Source organism: Geodermatophilus siccatus, from assembly GCF_900103785.1.
In the GTDB taxonomy this organism is placed as follows: Bacteria; Actinomycetota; Actinomycetes; order Mycobacteriales; family Geodermatophilaceae; genus Geodermatophilus; species Geodermatophilus siccatus.
Genome location: NZ_FNHE01000011.1, coordinates 1 through 17509 on the forward strand (window position 1 = coordinate 1; position 17509 = coordinate 17509).

Sequence of the window (17509 nt, forward strand, 5' to 3'; positions counted from 1 at the left end):
ACCCGGGCGGCGGCCTGGTTCGCCGCCCACGGCGTCACCCTCCGGCGGGTGCTGACCGACAACGCCAAGAGCTACCGCGTCGGGCGGGCCTGGATCGCCGTCTGCGCCCAGCTGGGCATCGGCCGCCGGTTCATCAAGCCCGGGCGGCCCTGGACCAACGGCAAGGCCGAGCGGTTCAACCGCACCCTGCAGACCGAGTGGGCCTACGCCACCGCCTGGAGCTGCAACGACGAGCGCACCGCCGCCCTGGACAGCTGGCTGACCCACTACAACACTTCCCGCAGCCACTCCGCCCTCGGCGGCCGCCCACCGATCAGCCGACTCGCCGCGTGAACAACCTCCCTGGTCACGACACCTAGGTGGGGTCGCCGGGCGGACTCACACCTCCTCGACGGGGAACGTGCGGCTCGGGGCCACGACCTCCTCCTGCGCGGCGACCAGCAGGATCTCCCGCGAGCGCGCCTGCTCGGTGGCGGCCAGCAGGCCGTGCACCGACGCGGCGGCCGCCCCGAGCGCGGTGCCGGCGTCCCGGCTGGCCAGCCAGTGGGCGAGGAAGAGCGCGGCGATGGCGTCGCCGGCGCCGTTGACCGAGACGTCCAGCCGCGGGGTGCGCACCCGGAAGTGCCGGCCGCCCTCGGAGGCGAGCAGGTCGACGGCGTCCCCGGGGGTGTCCGCGGTGACCAGCGAGGTGGTCAGCACGACGCGCGGGCCCAGCGCCTGGACGGCGGCCACGGCGTCCCTCACCTCGTCCAGCGTCCGCGTCGTCGTCCCCGCGAGGTGGTCGAGCTCGTAGTGGTTGGGCGTGACCAGGTCGGCGGCGGGGACGGCGACCTCGCGCATGAACTCGGGGATGCCGGGGCGGACGAAGACGCCGCGGCCCACGTCGCCGACGACCGGGTCGCAGCAGTAGACCGCCGCCGGGTTGGCCCGGCGCACCCGCTGCACGGTGCCGACGACGGCGTGCCCGATGTCGGCCGAGCCGAGGTAGCCGGAGAGGACGGCGTCGCAGGAGCCCAGCACGCCGCGCTCGGCGATGCCGTCGACGACCTCCTCGATCGCCGGGCCGTCGAAGACCCGCCCCTTCCACTCGCCGTAGCCGGTGTGGTTGGAGAACTGCACGGTGTGCACCGGCCACACCTCGACGCCCAGGCGCTGCAGCGGGAAGACGGCCGAGGAGTTGCCGACGTGGCCGTAGGCGACGTGGGACTGGATCGAGAGGACGGCGGTCACGGGGTGGAACGGTGGCACACGCGCGCTACCGGCGCCCGGTCGCCTCCGCCGAGAGCGCCCGGGTCACGAACTCCTCGACGCGTGCCCGGTCGACGCCCAGGCCGGTCAGCACGCCGGTGCCCTCGTCGGCGTCGAGCAGGGCCAGCAGCACGTGTTCGGTGCCGATGTAGTTGTGGCCCAGCCGCAGCGCCTCGCGGAACGTCGCCTCGAGCACCGCCCGCGTGCGGTCGTCGAACGGCACCAGCTCCGGCGACTCGCCGGTGCCGGCGGGCCCGAGCGTCGCCGTCGCCACCTCGCGGACCCGGTCCGGTGGCACCCCCTGCGCGGTGATCGCCCGCGCGGCGAGCCCCTCCGGTTCGGTCAGCAGGCCGAGCACCAGGTGCTCGACGCGGATCTGCTGGTCGCGCCGGGCGCGGGCCTCGTTCTGCGCGGCGACGACGACGTTGCGGGCGCGCGGGGTGAACCGGCTGAACCCGGCATTGGGGTCCAGCGCGGCCGCGTCGGCGGCAGGACGCTGCACGAAGCGCTTCTGCGCCGCCTGCTTGGTCACCCCCATGCTGGCGCCGATCTCGGTCCAGGAGGCGCCCTGCCGGCGGGCCTGGTCGACGAAGTGGCCGATGAGCGCGTCCGCGACCTCGCCGATGTGGTCGGCGACGAGGACGGCGTCGGTCAGCTGCTCCAGCGGATCGGTGTGCACCCGCCTGATCGTGTCGATGAGGTCGTCGAGCCGGACGGTCGCGGAGAGGGGAGCGGGTTCGACCATGCCGTCAACCGTAGGTTGACGCTGCAGTCGTCGTCAACCCTCGGTTGACGTGGATCGGCGGTCCCCGGGGTGCTGCCGGAGGGCTGATCGCGGCGGGCAGGATGGCGGCATGGCCCCGTCTCCTGTCACCTCTCCCGGGATCGTCGGCGTCGCCGGCCGCGTCGCCGAGCCGGTCGACGTCCGCAGCGCCGACCTGCGGCTGGGCGGGCGACCGCTGCCGGTGGTCAGCCCCGCGCGCGTGTACGTCTGCGGGATCACGCCGTACGACGTGACCCACCTCGGGCACGCGGCGACGTTCGTGTGGGCCGACGTCCTCGGGGCGGTGCTGCGGTTGGCCGGCGCGGACGTGGTGACCAGCCGGAACGTGACCGACGTCGACGACGTGCTGACCCGCGCCGCCGACGCCCGCGGCCGGCACTACGACGAGTTCGCGCTGAGCCAGGAGTTCGCCTTCGAGCAGGACATGCGGGCCCTCGGGATCCGGCCGCCGACCCACGCACCGCGGGCGCGGCACCACATCGGGCACGTGCAGCAGCTGGCCGCGGCGCTGCTGCGGGCCGGACGGGCGTACGAGCGGGAGGGGCACGTGTTCTTCCGCGGCGCCGAGGCGGTGGCGGCGTCGGGGCTGGCCTCCGACCGGGCCCGCGAGCTGGCCGCCGAGTTCGGCGACGGCCCGGACGACGCGCTGCGCGAGGACCCGTTCGACGTGCCGGTGTGGCGGCCCTCCGGCGAGCGGGACCCCGCCTGGCCCTCCCCGTGGGGCTGGGGACGGCCGGGCTGGCACGCGGAGTGCGCGGCGATGGCGACCGCGACCCTGGGCCACGGTGTGGACGTCCTGGTGGGCGGCGCCGACCTGGCGTTCCCGCACCACGCGCACCAGGCGGCGATGGCCGAGGCGGCCTCGGGGGTGGCGCCGTTCGCGCGCAGCCGGGTGCACGTCGGGGCGGTGTCCCAGGACGGCGCCAAGATGGCGAAGTCGACGGGCAACCTGACGCTGGTCGCGGACCTGCTGCGGGTGACCTCCGGGCCGGCGCTGCGGGTGCTCGTGCTGGACCGGCCGTGGTCGCAGCCGTGGGAGTACCGGCCGGAGCTGCTGGAGGGGGCGTCCGCGCGGCTGGACGCGCTCTTCTCCGCCGCCGGCCGGTCCGGCTCGACCCCGGCGGCGAGCCGCGCGGTGGCCGACCGGCTGTTCGACGACCTGGACGTGTCCGGGGCCCTGGACGTCGCCATCAGCGACGGTGGGGACGCCGCCCGCCGGCTCGTGCGGGTGCTCGCGCTCGGCTGACGGTCAGCCGCCCGCCGCCGCGAGGGCACCGGCGGCGCGAGCGCGCCCGACCGCCCCCGGGGCCCGGCAGCCGGCCGTCACATCCGGAGGTGGGCCGGCGTGCCGGTGGACTGCTCGACGTCCTCGTTGGCGGTCTGGAGCAGCCGGTGGCTCAGGTCGGAGAGCGCTCGGGCGGCGGCGATCTCGTCGCCGATCTCCGGCACGTCCCGGTCGGCCGGGTCCAGACGGGCGAGGCCGACGCCGGTCAGCTGTTCCGTGTCCCGGCCGTGCAGCCGGGCGACCGCACGGGTGTGCCCGTCGTGCTCGTCGATGTCGACGGTCACCGTCCACTGCTTGACGTCGTCCACCTGTCCTCCCCGGGTCGACGTGCGGGTGCCGGTGATCCAGCGTCGGCCCAGACCTCGGCCGGGGAACGGGTCGTTGGTCCCTGTCCGTCGTCCGTCGGTCACGAGCCGGGCCGGACCGGCGCGGCCCGGTCCACCCTCCCCACGCCCCGTCGCCAGAGCAGCCACGTCACGACGCCGGTCGGGATCGGGAGGAACCAGGTCAGGAAGCGGAACAGCAGCACCGCCGCGGCGGCCCCGGCCGGGTCCACGCCGACGGCGGTCAGCCCGGCGACGTAGCTGAGCTCGGCGACCCCCAGGGCGCCCGGCGTGACCGGCACGAGGATCACCAGGCGGGTGAGGGAGAAGACGGCCAGGACGACGACCCACGAGACGTCCGCGCCCCGGCCCCCGACCGCACGCAGGCAGACCAGCAGCACGAGGAACAGCGCCGCGTGGCTCGCGACCGCCGCGGCGGTGAGGTGCACCCAGCGGTGCCGGACGAGGTCCAGGGAGTCGGCGCGGAACCGGTCGGTGCGGGCCACCCAGCCCGACGGCGGCCGTCGGTGCACCGCGCGGGCGACCCGGCCGGCGCCGCGTTCGGCGGCCCCGGCCAGCACCGTGGCCGCCCGCGCGTGGGTGAGGACGAGCACGAGCGCGAGCACGCCGAGCAGCAGGACGGTGCTGCCCAGCAGGGCGGCGGAACCCAGCCGGGCGTCGACGTCCCCGACCAGCGCCACCCCGGCCAGGGCGACGGCCGGGGTGGCGAGCTTGGCCAGGGTGTTCCAGACGCCGGTGAGGGTCACGGCGCGGGTGATCTCGGCGGCGTCGAAGCCGAACGAGGAGTACATCGCCGCGTTGGTGCCGACGCCGAAGGCGAAGCCGACCGGGACGGTGTTGGAGACGGCCGTCGACGCCTGGTCGGACATCACCGCGCGGCCGAGGGTCAGCCCCGGCATCGCGGCCATCCAGAGCGGGGCGTAGGAGAACAGGTTGACCAGCGCGACCACGGCGACGCCGGTGACCTCGGCCGCCGACAGGTGCCGCACGAGGTCCCAGGCCGCCGAGTAGTCGGCGATCCGCGGCAGCACGCCGGCGAAGACGGCGACCACCACGCCCACCGTGAGGGTCGTCCGTCCCACGCGGCCGGTGAGGACCCGCCGGACGGTGCCCCGGGACCGGCCGGGCGGTGCGGCGCTCATGCGCCGAGGCGGTGCTCGAAGCGGGCCGACAACAGCGCGCCGACCAGGGCCGGGACCCAGAACACCAGCACCCGGAAGGCGAGCGCGGCGGCGCAGGCCCCGGGCAGCGGCACCCCCAGCGCGGTCAGCACCAGGAGGAGGGCGACCTCGGCGGCCCCCGGTGCCGCGGTCACCGGCAGGACCGACCACAGGAGGTGCAGCCCGCCGTACCCGGCCGCGGTCGCCAGCACCGGCACCGAGCCGCCCACGGCGTGCACCGCAGCGGCGAGCGCCGCGCCCTCCAGCGCCACCCCCGTCGCCGTCCAGCCCAGCTGCTCGCCGCGCAGCCACCCGCCCCGGCGCGGGGCGGTCAGCCCCCGGCGCAGGACCCGGGCGACCTGGCGGCGCGCGTGCGGGCCGGTGTCGGCCCGCCGAGCCAGCCACTGGCCACCCAGCACCAGCGTCCAGGCGCCGAGCCCGAGCGCGACGGCAGGCACCAGCGCCTCGGGGGTGTGCCAGCCGCCGAGGCGCCGCCCCACCAGCGCCAACCCCAGCGTGCCCGCGGCGACGAGCACGGCCGCGACGATCGCGCCGGCGACGAACCGGTCCACCGCCCGGCGTGCGTCCTCGGGGGACACCCCCGCGCGCTCCAGGTACCGGGCCGCCGACCGGCGCCACCCCTCGCCGCCGTGGAGCAGCGACGCGGCCTCGGCCGCCATGGTCGCGCCGTAGGTGCGGCCCAGGGCCAGCCGGCGGTCGACCGTCAGCAGCGCTGCCACCGCGTGCGCCCCCCGCGCGAGGACGACCAGCACGAGAGCCGCGCCCAGCCAGCGCCACCCGCCGCGCTCGACCGACGCCAGCAGCGCGGGAGCGCCGGCCAGCAGCGGGACGCCGACGAGCACGAGGGCCGACCCGGCGGCCACGGCCAGCCGCGCGGCGGCCCCGGGTGGTCCGTACTCGGGCCGATCGGGGTCGGGCAGGTCCAGCCGGCGGCGGATCGCGTCGCGCAGCAGGTCCAGCCGGGCGCGGTCCTCGCGGACCCGGGCTCGGGTGACCGCCGACAGGCTCATCGGCGTCAGCCCGGGCAGGGCCGCGGCGACGGCCTCGGGGCCGAGCTCGTCGACGGCGGAGCGGCCCACGAGCTCGGGGTCGACCCGCAGCGCCAGGGAGGCCATGAGCTCGGCGACGTCACCGGCCAGCGCGTCGTCGTCCGCCCCGTTCAGCGCGTTGCCGAAGTCGACGACCCACGGCCGCCCGTCGGCGTCCACCAGGACGCTGGACGCCTCCAGGTCGTGGTGGGCCACCCGGGCGGCCCGCAGCAGGGCCACCTGTCCCCACACCCGCGCCAGCAGGTCCGGGGTGAGGTCGCCGGCCGGCAGCTCGTCGAGCTCCCGGCCGGCGACGTGCTCCTGCACGACCACCGCGCCGTGCTCGGTGCCGCGTGCCAGCAGCACCGGCGGGGTCGACACGCCGCGTTCGCGGGCGGTCATGGCCGCGACCGCCTCGTGCTCGGCCTGCTGGCCCAGTGGTGCCACCGCGTCGGCGTCCTTGACGTCGCGGACCGCGAGCAGCCGCCACAGCCGGTACAGCCAGTCGCGCTCGAGGCGGTCGGGTTCGAGGAACTTGACGTACAACCGGCGGCCGCTCTCGTCGACGGCCTCGAAGGGGTGTGAGCTGCGCGCGCGGACGGCGGCCGGCCGCACCTCCCGGACCCGCAGGCCGAACCGCTCGAGCAGCTGCCCGACCCGGGCGGCCGGCACGTCCCGCCGCGGCACGCCGAACACCCAGTGCACCAGCGAGCCGATCGCCCACCCGACGGCCACCCCGCAGACGACGTCCAGGGGCAGGTGCGCCCCGACGTACACGCGGGCCAGCGCCACCGTCCACGCCAGGACCCACGCCCGGCGGCGGCCCCCGCGCGACAGGTACGGGGCGGCGGCGGTGGCCAGCGCCGCGGCGACCGCCGAGTGCCCGGAGACGAAGCCCAGGCCCTCGACCGGGCCCTCGGGGAAGTGCACCTCGACGACGAGCCCGATGGGCCGCTCCCGCTGCACCACCTCCTTCACCGCGTCCGCGGCGAGGTAGGCGAGGACACCGGAGACGAGCAGGTCGCGCGCCATCCGGAACCGGCGGGTGAGCGCGGCCACGGATGCGACGACCGGGACCGTGACCGCGTTGCCCAGCTGCATGACCGCCCAGACGACCGGGAAGACGGCCGCCGGGAGGTCGTTCACCAGCTGGAACACGTCCCGCTCGACGACCGGCAGCACACCTCGTTGGGCGACGAGGAGGCCCAGCCCGAGGACGGACAGTCCCAGCACCGCGCGCACCAGGTCGACCGGGTGCCGCTGCACCGGCCGGGGCCCCGTTCGGGCGGGCCCGCCCGGCCCGGGGGACGGCTCGGCGTGGGCGGCGGCGCCCGAGGTCGTGCGGCGGGTCCACACGGCCGCGGGCCGGCGGGTGCCGGGCCTCCCGGTCGGGGCCGGGGCGCCGGGGGTGCCGCGGACCCCCGGCGCGCGCGAGCCCGCTGCGGGGACACCGGCGGCCCGATCCCGTCGACCGCGACCACCGCCGTCCACCCGCCCGTGCGACCGGCCACCTCGGCCGGGCGGCGGCGGGTCAGCCCGGTCCACGCGGGGACGCCGGGACCGGCCGGACCACGCCCACCGGGCCGGTCCGTCGCCAGGGGCGGCACCCACTCCACCGGCGCTGTGCCATCGCGGCGTCCTCCCGTCGTCGACCGGTCGGTCCGGTCAGCCTGCTCCACCCGACCGCGCCGCAGGAACCCCCGGTCGGCCGCACGGACCGCACGCGGGACGCGAGGACCAGACGTCCGGCCCGGCGAGGGGACGTCGCCGCACCCGCGCTCCGCCCCGTGCGCGGAGGAGCATGGCGCGGTGACCGGCGACGCGGGACCGGAGGCCGGGCCGGTGGCCGACGGGACCCCTGCCCGGCGGACCCTCGCCCCGGTCACCGGCGCGCGCAGACCGGCCTGGCCGGACGAGGACCGCCACCGCCGCCCCTCGGGCGACGACCGGCCCGGCCACCGGCGTCCGCCCCCCGGCACCTGGCCGTGGGCCGCGGCGCTCGTCGTCGCCGTGGTGCTGCTGTCGCTGGGCGGTGGATGGACCCGTGGCCTGGCCGGCCTCGACCAGGCCGTCCGGGAGTCCCTCGCTCCGCCGGGCCGGCCGCCCGGGTGGGCCACCGACCTGGGCCGGCTCGGGGCGGCGCTCGGCTACCGCGTGCTGTGGATCCCGACCGCCCTCGTGCTGGTGTGGACGGCGCGGTGGCGGCACCTGCTCGTCTACGTCGGCAGCATCTCGCTCATGGCCGCGACCGCCCAGGTCGCCTCGGGTGACGCGGCGCTGATCCGCGACGTCCGGGACAGCGTGACCGGGTCCGCGGTCGGCATCATCCTCCCGGCCTGGCCGGTGATCGTGCTGGCCACGGTGGCCACCGGCAGCCTGTTCGTCCTCACCCCGTCCGGGCGGGCGCGCCGCTGGGGTTGGCTCGTCGTCGCCGGCCTGGTCGGCGGTCTGGCGACGGTCCGGGTGGCGCTGCTGCTCGACACCGCCGCGGATGCGCTGCTCAGCGCGGTCGTCGGTGCTGCCGCGGCGGCTCTGGCGTTCCGGTTGCTCGCGCCCGAGCACGCGTTCCCGGTCACCTACCGGCGGCAGGTCCGGGCGCACCTGCGGCTCCACCGGGAGCGGACCGAGCGGATCCGGGCCGCCGTCCGGGACCAGCTCGGGATCGAGATCGACGAGATCAAGCCCTACCGCCTCGACGGCTCAGCCGGGTCCACCCCGTGCCGGCTGCACCTGGCCGAGGGACCGCCGGAGCACCTGTTCGGCAAGCTGTACGCCACGACCCACCTGCGCTCGGACCGCTGGTACAAGTGGGCCCGCGTCCTGCGGTACGGCCGGCTGGAGGACGAGGCGCCGTTCTCCTCGGTCCGCCGCCTGGTCGAGCACGAGGACTACATGCTCCGCCTGCTGCGGGACGGCGGCGTCCGGGTCCCCGAGCCGGTGGGCGTGGTCGAGGTCGTGCCCGGGCGGGAGTACCTCCTGGTGACCGAGCTGGTCCCCGACGCGGTCGAGGTCCTCGACTCCGGCCTGGACGACGCGGTCGTCGACGACGCCCTCCGGCAGGTGCGCCGGCTGTGGGCCGCGGGGACCGCGCACCGCGACGTCAAGCCCTCCAACGTGCTGGTGCAGGGCAGCCGCGTCTACCTCGTGGACGTCTCCTTCGGGGAGCTGCGCCCGTCCCGGTGGCGCCAGGCCGTCGACCTGGCCGACATGGTGCTCACCCTCGCGCTGGCCGCCGGTCCCCGCCGCGTCGTCGAGCGGGCGCAGGCGTTCTTCACCCCCGACGAGCTGGCCGAGGCGCTCGCCGCGACCAGCCCGATGACCATCCCGCGGCAGCTCGCCCGCAGGCTGGCCGAGGCCGACGGCGACCTGGTCGAGGACCTCCGCGCGATGCTGCCACCGCACCCGACGATCCGGGTGCAGCGCTGGAGCGTGCGCCGGGTGCTGCTCGCTGCGGCCACCCTCGGCGGCACGGTCCTGGTCGCGCTGCTGTTCGCGCTCAACCTCCGGGCCGGCGGGCTGCTCTGACTGGGTGGGACGTCCGGGGTCAGGCAGCGCGGAGCGTGCCCGGAGCGGCGGTCGGCTGCGCCGTCGGCCTGGCGGGCACGGTCCAGCGCATCTCCATGTGCCGGTGGCCGGCGCTGTCCACGACGGGGACCCAACGCACCTGCGGACACGGGTTGACACGCATGACAGCCACCTCTCGTTCACCTGTTGTTCACCATCGTGACACCAGGCGCTCCTCGTGCGAAGCCGACACGACGGGGGTGACCCGGAAGAGGGCTAGAGCCAGCCGACGACGGAGGCGCCGATGCCGACGTGCAGCACCGCCCCCGGCACGACGCCGACGGCGGTGCCGAGCGTGGCGGGCAGCCACCGGAGGCTCGACAGGCCGGCGGCGTAGCTGACGACCCAGAACGGCACCGGGCTCATCCGCGCGAGCACGACGGCGAGGAAGCCGCGGTCCCGGAACAGCCGGTCGGCGCGCGCCAGCCGCGGGCCGGTGAGCCGGGCGACGGCGTCGCGACCCAGGTGCCGCCCGAGGGCGAACCCGCCCATCCCGCCGAACCAGCCGGCGAGCACGGCCACCGCGAGCCCCGCCGGGAACCCGGCCGCAGCACCGAGCAGCACCGACAGTGCCGTCCGGGGGACCGGCATCATCAGCGCCGCCGACACCCCCAGGACGACGGTGGCCCAGCCGAGGGGGCCCGCGTGGTGGAGCCAGGCCTGCAGCGCCGGGACGCCGGGCCGCTCCACCGTCAGCGCCACCACGGTGGCCGCGGCCAGCAGCACCCCCAGGACGGCGAGCCGCAGCCACGGCCGGCTGGTCGGCGGGCTCTCCGGCTCCGGCTGGGGAGATCCGGGCCCGGGGCGCACGTCGTCCACGCTACGGGCGCGGCCGGAGAACCCGCTTGCGGCCGCTGCGACGCTGCGGGCAGTGACCGAGCTCGCGAGATCACGCATGAGCACAGCACCGCCGGGCACGGGTCCGACGAGCGCCAGCGAGGAGGACGCGTGACCGACCGTCTGCTCGTCGACTTCTTCCACGCCCAGCAGCTGGGCCACGCCGTAGAGGCGCTGCAGCACTGCGTCGGGCACGCCGCCGCCCTCCCCGGGCGGGAGGTGTCGGTCCTGCTCGACGCGACGACCCCGACCGAGCTGGCCACCTGGTGCCCAGCGTTGTCAGCGGTCTTCCCCGTCGACGGGCCGTTCCTCGAGGCCGACCCGGCCGCCGCGCAGCGGCTGGCCGCCGTCCCGCGCGACTGGGACTGGGTGGTCGACGACACCCGCCGCCACCAGCCCTCCCGGCTCGACGTCTTCCCGGGGATGCGCGACCACCACGCCGCCTCCGACGCGCACCTGCCCACACGGCGCGGCCGCTCGGTCGTCGGCGCCGAGGCGATCTGGTCGATCGACGGCGTGCACGCCGCGTACGCCTGACGCCGTGCACCATGGCCGGGTGGCGGAGAGCCGGCTGGTCAGGGACGCGACGGTCGAGGACGCCGCCGCGTGCGCCCGCATCTACGAGCCCTACGTCCGCGACACCCCCGTCTCCCTCGAGCTGGAGCCGCCGACGGCCGCGGAGGTGGCCGCCCGCATCGCCGCCGCGCTCACCCGGCACGCCTGGGTGGTCCTCGAGGACGGCGGCCGGGTCGTCGGCTACGCCTACGGCTCGACGTTCAACCCCCGCGCCGCCTACGACTGGTCGACGTCGGTGAGCGTCTACACCGGGACCGGACGCCGCACCGGCGCCGGCCGCGCGCTCTACGCCGCGCTGTTCGACCGCCTGGCCGCCCGCGGCTTCCGCACCGCGCTGGCCGGCGTGGCGCTGCCCAACGACGCCAGCGTCGGCCTGCACACGGCGATGGGCTTCGAGCCGGTCGGCACCTACCGCCGGGTCGGCTGGAAGCTCGGTCGCTGGCACGACGTCGCCTGGTTCCAGCGCCCGCTCGGCGACGGCCCGACGGACGGCGACGGCGGCCCGCCCGCCCCGCTGGGGTGAGCGTGGACACGGCGGCCCTGCCGGGAGATACTAGGACGTCCAACTAAATCGGCGCGGGTCGCGAACCGGCGTCCGACTCCGGGAGCGGCATGCCGTCCGACCTGCACGTCCCCACCCACCCGGTCCGCTTCGTGACCGCGGCGAGCCTGTTCGACGGCCACGACGCCGCGATCAACGTGATGCGCCGGCTGCTGCAGAGCCAGGGCGCCGAGGTCGTGCACCTCGGGCACGACCGCAGCGTCGACTCGGTCGTCCGCGCGGCGCTGGAGGAGGACGTGCAGGGGGTGGCGATCTCCTCCTACCAGGGCGGGCACGTCGAGTACTTCACCTACCTGGTGGAGCGGCTGGCCGAGGCCGGTGCCGGGCACGTCGAGGTCTTCGGCGGCGGCGGGGGTGTGATCGTCCCGGAGGAGATCGCGCTGCTCCGCGAGCGCGGCGTGCGGATCTTCAGCCCCGAGGACGGCCAGCGCCTCGGCCTGCCCGGCATGGTCAACGAGCTGATCCGCGAGTGCGACGTCGACCTGACCCGGAACGGTCCGGACGTCGAGGCGCTGCTCACCGGCGACCCCGCCGCCCTGGCGCGCGCGATCACCGTGCTCGAGGCCGGCCGTGACGCCGACCTCGCGGCCCGGGTGCGGCAGGCGGCCGACGGCCGGACGGTCCCGGTCCTCGGCATCACCGGCACCGGCGGCTCCGGCAAGTCCTCGCTCACCGACGAGCTGCTGCGCCGGCTGCGCACCGACCAGGAGGACAAGCTGCGGGTCGCCGTCCTGGCGATCGACCCGACCCGGCGGCGTGGCGGCGGGGCGCTGCTCGGCGACCGGATCCGGATGAACGCCCTCGAGACCGGAGAGGGGTCGCACACCTTCTTCCGCTCGCTGGCCACCCGCAGCGCCGGCGCAGAGACCCCCGAGCACCTGGACGACGTGCTGTGCGCGGTCAAGGCCGCCGGCTTCGACCTGGTGATCGTGGAGACGCCCGGCATCGGGCAGGGCGACGCCGGGATCGTGCCGTTCTCCGACGTGGCGCTGTACGTGATGACGCCGGAGTTCGGCGCCGCGTCGCAGCTGGAGAAGATCGACATGCTCGACTTCGCCGACGTCGTCGCGATCAACAAGTACGAGCGGCGCGGGGCCGAGGACGCCCGGCGGGACGTCGCCCGGCAGATGGTGCGCAACCGCGAGGCGTTCGGGCAGCCCTGGGAGGACATGCCGGTCTTCGGCACCAGCGCCGCCCGCTTCAACGACGACGGCGTCACCGCGCTCTACCAGCACCTGCTCGGCCTGCTCGTCGAGAAGGGCCTGCCCGCGGGCGCCGGCGTCCTGCCGCGGGTCGACGTCAAGGCCTCGAGCGGCCTGACCAGCGTCGTCCCCGCTCAGCGGGCGCGGTACCTCGCCGAGATCACCGAGGCCATCCGCGGCTACCACGCGACCACCGAGGCGCAGGCGGCGGTCGTGCGCCGCCGGCAGCACCTGACCACCGCCGCCGAGGTGCTGGACGGGGACGCCGCCGCGGCCGCCCGCGCCGCGGTCGAGGCCGCGGACCGCGAGCTGCTGCCCGAGGTGCGCGACCTGCTCGACGAGTGGCCGGCGCGGGTCGAGGCCTACTCCGGGGACGAGTACGTGTACACGGTCCGCGGCAGGGAGATCCGCACGCCGCTGACCCGCGAGACGCTGTCCGGGTCGAAGGTGCGCCGGGTCGCGCTGCCGCGGACCCGGGACGACGCCGAGCTGCTGCGCTTCCTGCGCCGGGAGAACCTGCCCGGCGGCTACCCGTTCACGGCCGGCGTCTTCCCGTTCAAGCGGCAGGGCGAGGCGCCCGCGCGGATGTTCGCCGGCGAGGGCGACGCCTTCCGCACCAACCGCCGCTTCAAGCTCCTGTCCGCCGGCAACGAGGCCACCCGGCTGTCGACGGCGTTCGACTCGGTCACCCTCTACGGCCGCGACCCCGACCCGCGCCCCGACGTCTACGGCAAGGTCGGCACCTCCGGGGTCTCCATCGCCACGCTCGACGACATGGAGGTGCTCTACAGCGGCTTCGACCTCTGCGCCCCGACGACGTCGGTGTCGATGACCATCAACGGCCCGGCGCCGGCGATCCTGGCGATGTTCCTCAACACCGCGATCGACCAGCGCCTGGACGCCTTCCGCGAGGATGAGGGCCGCGAGCCCGACGCCGCCGAGGCCGAGGAGATCCGCGCCTGGGTGCTGGCCAACGTCCGCGGCACGGTGCAGGCCGACATCCTCAAGGAGGACCAGGGCCAGAACACCTGCATCTTCTCGACCGAGTTCGCGCTGCGCTGCATGGCCGACATCCAGCAGTGGTTCATCGACCACCGGGTGCGCAACTTCTACTCGGTGTCGATCTCCGGCTACCACATCGCCGAGGCCGGGGCGAACCCGATCAGCCAGCTCGCCTTCACCCTCGCCAACGGCTTCACCTACGTCGAGGCCTACCTGGCGCGTGGCATGGACATCGACGACTTCGCGCCCAACCTGTCGTTCTTCTTCTCCAACGGCATGGACGCCGAGTACTCGGTGATCGGCCGGGTCGCCCGCCGCATCTGGGCGGTGGCGATGCGGGAGCGCTACGGCGCCGGGCCGCGCTCGCAGCAGCTGAAGTACCACGTGCAGACCTCGGGCCGGTCGCTGCACGCCCAGGAGATGGACTTCAACGACATCCGGACGACGCTGCAGGCCCTCTGCGCCATCTACGACAACGCCAACAGCCTGCACACCAACGCCTACGACGAGGCCGTGACCACCCCGAGCGAGCAGTCCGTCCGCCGGGCCCTGGCCATCCAGATGATCATCGACAAGGAGTGGGGGCTCGCCGGCAACGAGAACCCGCTGCAGGGCTCGTTCGTCATCGAGGAGCTCACCGACCTGGTCGAGGAGGCGGTGCTGGCCGAGTTCGACCGGATCGCCGAGCGCGGCGGCGTGCTGGGCGCGATGGAGACCGGCTACCAGCGCGGCAAGATCCAGGACGAGTCGATGCTCTACGAGCACCGCAAGCACGACGGCAGCCTGCCGATAGTCGGGGTCAACACCTTCCTCGACCCGCACCGCGACCAGACGCCGCCGAAGCCGCTGGAGCTCGCCCGCGCCACCGAGGCCGAGAAGCAGTCGCAGCTGCAGCGGCTCGCGGACTTCCACGCCCGCCACGCCGACGAGGCCCCGGCCGCGCTGGCCGAGCTGCAGCGGGCGGCGACCGAGGGCGGCAACGTCTTCGCCGCGCTGATGGACGCCGTCCGGGTCTGCTCGCTCGGCCAGATCAGCGACGCCTTCTTCGAGGTGGGCGGCCAGTACCGGCGGAACGTCTAGGGGCGCGTCGTGCTCGACGGTCAGGTCGCCGCGGTGAGCGGCGCGGGGAGCGGGATCGGTCGGGCGATCGCGCTGCGCCTGGCGGCCGAGGGCGCCGACGTCGTCCTCGCCGGGCGGTCGGCCGGCCCCATGGAGCAGGTCGCCGAGCAGATCCGCACGGCGGGCCGACGGGCCCTGGTCGTCGCGATGGACCTGAAGGACCCGGCGTCGGTCGACGCGGCGGCGCAGGCGGCGGTCGGGGAGTTCGGCCGGGTGGACGTGCTGGTCAACAACAGCGGCATCGGCGGACCCAGCGCTCCGCTGGTGGAGATGCCGCTGGAGGAGTGGGAGGACACCCTCCGGGTCAACGTGACCGGCACGATGCTGGCCTGCCGTGCCTTCCTGCCCGGCATGATCGCCCGCGGCTCGGGCTCGGTCGTCGTCATCGGATCGGTGACCGGTAAGCGGCCCCTGGTGAACCGGACGCCCTACGCCGCGTCGAAGATGGCGCTCGTCGGCCTGGTCCGCACGCTGGCGTGGGAGCTCGGGTCGTCCGGCGTCCGGGTCAACCTGGTGTCGCCGGGCGGGGTCGAGGGCCCGCGGATCGCCTGGGTGCTGGAGCAGCAGGCGGCCTCCCGCGGGATCTCCGTGGAGCAGGCCCGGGCCGAGTTCGCCGGCGGTGCGGCCCTGCAGCGGCTGGTCGACGCCGACGACGTCGCGCACGCCGTCGCCTTCCTGGCGTCGGACCGGGCGGCCGGCATCACGGGGGAGGACCTCAACGTCTCGGCCGGGCTGGTCATGTATTGAGGACCCCCGTGCCCCCCACCGTTCGCAGGCTCACGGCGGGCCCCTGCCCGGGGGCCGTCCCCTTCCCTCACCACCGTGCTGACTGACGACCTCGGCACGCCGGTCGACCTGCCGCGGCCGCCGCGGCGGGTGGTGTCGCTGGTCCCGTCGCTCACCGAGGCGCTGGCGGAGACGGCCCCCGAGCGGCTGGTGGGCGCCACCGACTGGTGCACCCACCCGGCGGACCTCGACGTGCCGCGCGTGCGGGGCACCAAGAACCCCGACCGCGCGGCGATCGCGGCGCTCGAGCCGGACCTGGTGGTCTGCAACCGGGAGGAGAACCGGCGGCTGGACGTCGACCGGCTGCGGGCGGCCGGCGTCCCGGTGTGGGTGACCGTCATCGAGTCGGTCGACGAGGCGCTCACCTCGATGCGCCGGCTGTTCGCCGAGGTGCTCGACGTCGGGGAGCCGGGCTGGCTGGCGACGGCGGCCGCGGAGTGGGCCCGGCCGGTACCCGCACCGCCGCGCCGGGTCGCCGTCCCGGTGTGGCGCGACCCGTGGATGGTGGTCGGCCCGCGCACCTTCACCGGCGACGTGCTGGCCCGGCTCGGGCTGGTCAACGTCTTCGGCGCGGGGGAGGACCGCTACCCGCACGTGTCGGTCGAGGCCGTGCGGGCGGCGGGACCGGACGTCGTCGTCCTGCCCGACGAGCCCTACGCCTTCACCGCGGACGACGGACCCGAGGCGTTCCCCGGGATCCGCACCGCGCTGGTGTCCGGCCGCGACCTCACCTGGTACGGCCCCTCGCTGGGCCCGGCCCGGCAGCGGCTGCTGGACGGGATCCGCCCCGACCGATGAGACCGGTGGTCGGCCGGGGTCTGCCCTCCGTGGACCTCGAACCGGTGCGGACCGTCCTGCAGCGCCAGGTGGACGAGGGCCGGCTGCCCGGTTTCGCCGCCGCCGTCCGGCACGGCGGGAGGACGGCGGTGCTCACCGGCGGCACGACCGCCGCCGACGGTGGCGACGCGATGCGTCCGGACACGCTGTTCCGCCTCGCCTCGGTGACCAAGCCGGTCGCCGGCGCGCTGACCCTCGCCCTGGTGGAGGACGGCGTGCTGGGGCTGGACGACCCGGTCGCCGAGTGGCTGCCCGAGCTCGCCGCTCCACGGGTCCTGCGCGATCGGACCGGCCCGCTGACCGACACCGTGCCTGCCGGGCGGCCGGTCACGGTGCGACACCTGCTCACCGGCACGCCGGGATTCGGCGGGCTCTGGGACGGCAGCCCGCTGGACCGGGCGATCGGGGAGCGCGCCATCGGCCCCGGGCCCTGGCCGCCGCAGATGGCCCCCGACGAGTACCTGCGCCGGCTCGCCGAGCTGCCGTTCGCCGCCCAGCCCGGCGAGCTGTGGCTGTACCACCTGGCCGCCGACGTGCTGGGCGTGCTGCTCGCCCGCGCCGCCGGTCGGCCGGTGTCGGCGCTGCTGGCCGACCGGGTGACCGGCCCGCTGGGGCTGACCGGCACCGCGTTCACCGCGGCCGACCCGGCCCGGCTGGCGACCGTCCACGAGGCCACCCCGGACGGCCTGGTCCCGGTGGATGCGCCCGACGCCACCGTCCCGCCGGCGTTCGAGTCCCTGGCGGCCGGCCTGGTGTCCACCGCGCCGGACGTCCTGGCGTTCCTGGCCGCGCTGGCCGACGGCGGCGCCCCCGTGCTCGGACCGGCGTCCGTGGCCGCGCTGACCGCCGACTCCCTCACCCCGGCGCAGCGCGCGGCTGCGGCCGGCTTCCTCGGGCCCGGGGTCTCCTGGGGGTTGCAGACCGGGGTGTGCGTCGAGCCGGTCGAGCCGTGGACCACTCCCGGCCGCTTCGGCTGGGACGGTGGCACCGGTACCAGCGCCTGGGCCGACCCTGCCCGCGACGTGGTCGCCGTCCTGCTCACCGGCCGGCTCTGGTCCGGCCCGGACGACGAGCCGCGCGACTTCTGGCGGACGCTGTACGCGAGCCTGTAGCCCCTGTCCTGCGGATCACGTGTCCGCTGCCGAGGTCGGCCC

Annotated in this window: 15 protein-coding genes; 9 read left to right on the top strand and 6 right to left on the bottom strand. The window is 76.0% G+C overall.

From position 1 onward, the window contains the following. The coding region (locus BLS21_RS18690) for an integrase core domain-containing protein (RefSeq protein WP_139177206.1) at positions 1-333 on the top strand (333 nt) is incomplete at its 5' end. A 45-nt stretch (positions 334-378) separates the two neighbouring features. Here BLS21_RS18690 and pdxY read toward each other — a convergent pair. Together pdxY and BLS21_RS18700 are read right to left on the bottom strand one after the other, a co-directional pair. Next, a complete protein-coding gene (gene pdxY / locus BLS21_RS18695) occupies positions 379-1230 on the bottom strand; it encodes a pyridoxal kinase PdxY (RefSeq protein ID WP_091222471.1) in 852 nt (283 codons plus the stop codon). Between the two features lie 25 nt (positions 1231-1255). After that, on the bottom strand, positions 1256-1993 hold the full coding sequence (locus BLS21_RS18700; protein WP_091222025.1) for a Clp protease N-terminal domain-containing protein: 738 nt from the start codon (positions 1991-1993) through the stop codon (positions 1256-1258). 109 nt (positions 1994-2102) lie between these two features. Here BLS21_RS18700 and BLS21_RS18705 point away from each other — a divergent pair, with 109 nt between their 5' ends. Then, positions 2103-3278 carry a hypothetical protein gene (locus BLS21_RS18705; RefSeq protein ID WP_091222027.1) on the top strand — a complete coding sequence of 392 codons (1176 nt, stop codon included), beginning with the start codon at positions 2103-2105 and terminating at the stop codon, positions 3276-3278. 77 nt (positions 3279-3355) lie between these two features. On the opposite strand, the gene BLS21_RS18710 is transcribed toward BLS21_RS18705, so the two are convergent. From BLS21_RS18710 to BLS21_RS18720, 3 genes are all read right to left on the bottom strand, one after another. Beyond that, a complete protein-coding gene (locus BLS21_RS18710) occupies positions 3356-3625 on the bottom strand; it encodes a DUF1876 domain-containing protein (protein ID WP_091222028.1) in 270 nt (89 codons plus the stop codon). 98 nt (positions 3626-3723) lie between these two features. Next, positions 3724-4803 carry a lysylphosphatidylglycerol synthase transmembrane domain-containing protein gene (locus tag BLS21_RS18715; protein ID WP_091222031.1) on the bottom strand — a complete coding sequence of 360 codons (1080 nt, stop codon included), beginning with the start codon at positions 4801-4803 and terminating at the stop codon, positions 3724-3726. Then, positions 4800-7136: a phosphatase PAP2 family protein gene (locus BLS21_RS18720; protein WP_139177207.1), complete on the bottom strand. Its 2337-nt coding sequence runs from the start codon at positions 7134-7136 to the stop codon at positions 4800-4802. Before BLS21_RS18720 ends, BLS21_RS18715 begins: the two co-directional genes overlap by 4 nt. A 543-nt stretch (positions 7137-7679) precedes the next feature. On the opposite strand from BLS21_RS18720, the gene BLS21_RS18725 reads away from it, so the two are divergent. After that, complete coding sequence (locus tag BLS21_RS18725; protein ID WP_091222036.1) at positions 7680-9395, top strand: RIO1 family regulatory kinase/ATPase domain-containing protein; 1716 nt, start codon at positions 7680-7682, stop codon at positions 9393-9395. Between the two features lie 255 nt (positions 9396-9650). On the opposite strand, the gene BLS21_RS18730 is transcribed toward BLS21_RS18725, so the two are convergent. Continuing rightward, positions 9651-10244, bottom strand: a complete 594-nt coding sequence (locus tag BLS21_RS18730) for a TVP38/TMEM64 family protein (protein WP_245700559.1) — start codon at positions 10242-10244, stop codon at positions 9651-9653. Between the two features lie 138 nt (positions 10245-10382). On the opposite strand from BLS21_RS18730, the gene BLS21_RS18735 reads away from it, so the two are divergent. The 6 genes from BLS21_RS18735 to BLS21_RS18760 all read left to right on the top strand — a co-directional run bounded on the left by BLS21_RS18735 (position 10383) and on the right by BLS21_RS18760 (position 17467). Then, complete coding sequence (locus tag BLS21_RS18735; protein ID WP_091222041.1) at positions 10383-10808, top strand: hypothetical protein; 426 nt, start codon at positions 10383-10385, stop codon at positions 10806-10808. Positions 10809-10827: 19 nt separating this feature from the next. Continuing rightward, positions 10828-11370: a GNAT family N-acetyltransferase gene (locus tag BLS21_RS18740; protein ID WP_245700560.1), complete on the top strand. Its 543-nt coding sequence runs from the start codon at positions 10828-10830 to the stop codon at positions 11368-11370. 89 nt (positions 11371-11459) lie between these two features. Then, the gene (gene icmF / locus BLS21_RS18745) at positions 11460-14693 is read left to right on the top strand and encodes a fused isobutyryl-CoA mutase/GTPase IcmF (protein WP_091222044.1); all 3234 of its coding nucleotides are present in this window, start codon (positions 11460-11462) and stop codon (positions 14691-14693) included. 9 nt (positions 14694-14702) lie between these two features. Continuing rightward, positions 14703-15479 carry an SDR family NAD(P)-dependent oxidoreductase gene (locus BLS21_RS18750; RefSeq protein WP_091222047.1) on the top strand — a complete coding sequence of 259 codons (777 nt, stop codon included), beginning with the start codon at positions 14703-14705 and terminating at the stop codon, positions 15477-15479. A gap of 75 nt (positions 15480-15554) precedes the next feature. Then, positions 15555-16316 carry a helical backbone metal receptor gene (locus BLS21_RS18755; protein ID WP_091222050.1) on the top strand — a complete coding sequence of 254 codons (762 nt, stop codon included), beginning with the start codon at positions 15555-15557 and terminating at the stop codon, positions 16314-16316. 29 nt (positions 16317-16345) lie between these two features. After that, on the top strand, positions 16346-17467 hold the full coding sequence (locus BLS21_RS18760) for a serine hydrolase domain-containing protein (protein ID WP_245700562.1): 1122 nt from the start codon (positions 16346-16348) through the stop codon (positions 17465-17467). Positions 17468-17509 lie beyond the last annotated feature (42 nt).

What these genes read in the sequence shown, in the direction of transcription:
- BLS21_RS18700 (WP_091222025.1), bottom strand. Translation starts at nt 1,993, where the DNA reads ATGGTCGAACCCGCTCCCCTCTCCGCGACCGTCCGGCTCGACGACCTC.
- BLS21_RS18705 (WP_091222027.1), top strand. Translation starts at nt 2,103, where the DNA reads ATGGCCCCGTCTCCTGTCACCTCTCCCGGGATCGTCGGCGTCGCCGGC.
- BLS21_RS18715 (WP_091222031.1), bottom strand. Translation starts at nt 4,803, where the DNA reads ATGAGCGCCGCACCGCCCGGCCGGTCCCGGGGCACCGTCCGGCGGGTC.
- icmF (WP_091222044.1), top strand. Translation starts at nt 11,460, where the DNA reads ATGCCGTCCGACCTGCACGTCCCCACCCACCCGGTCCGCTTCGTGACC.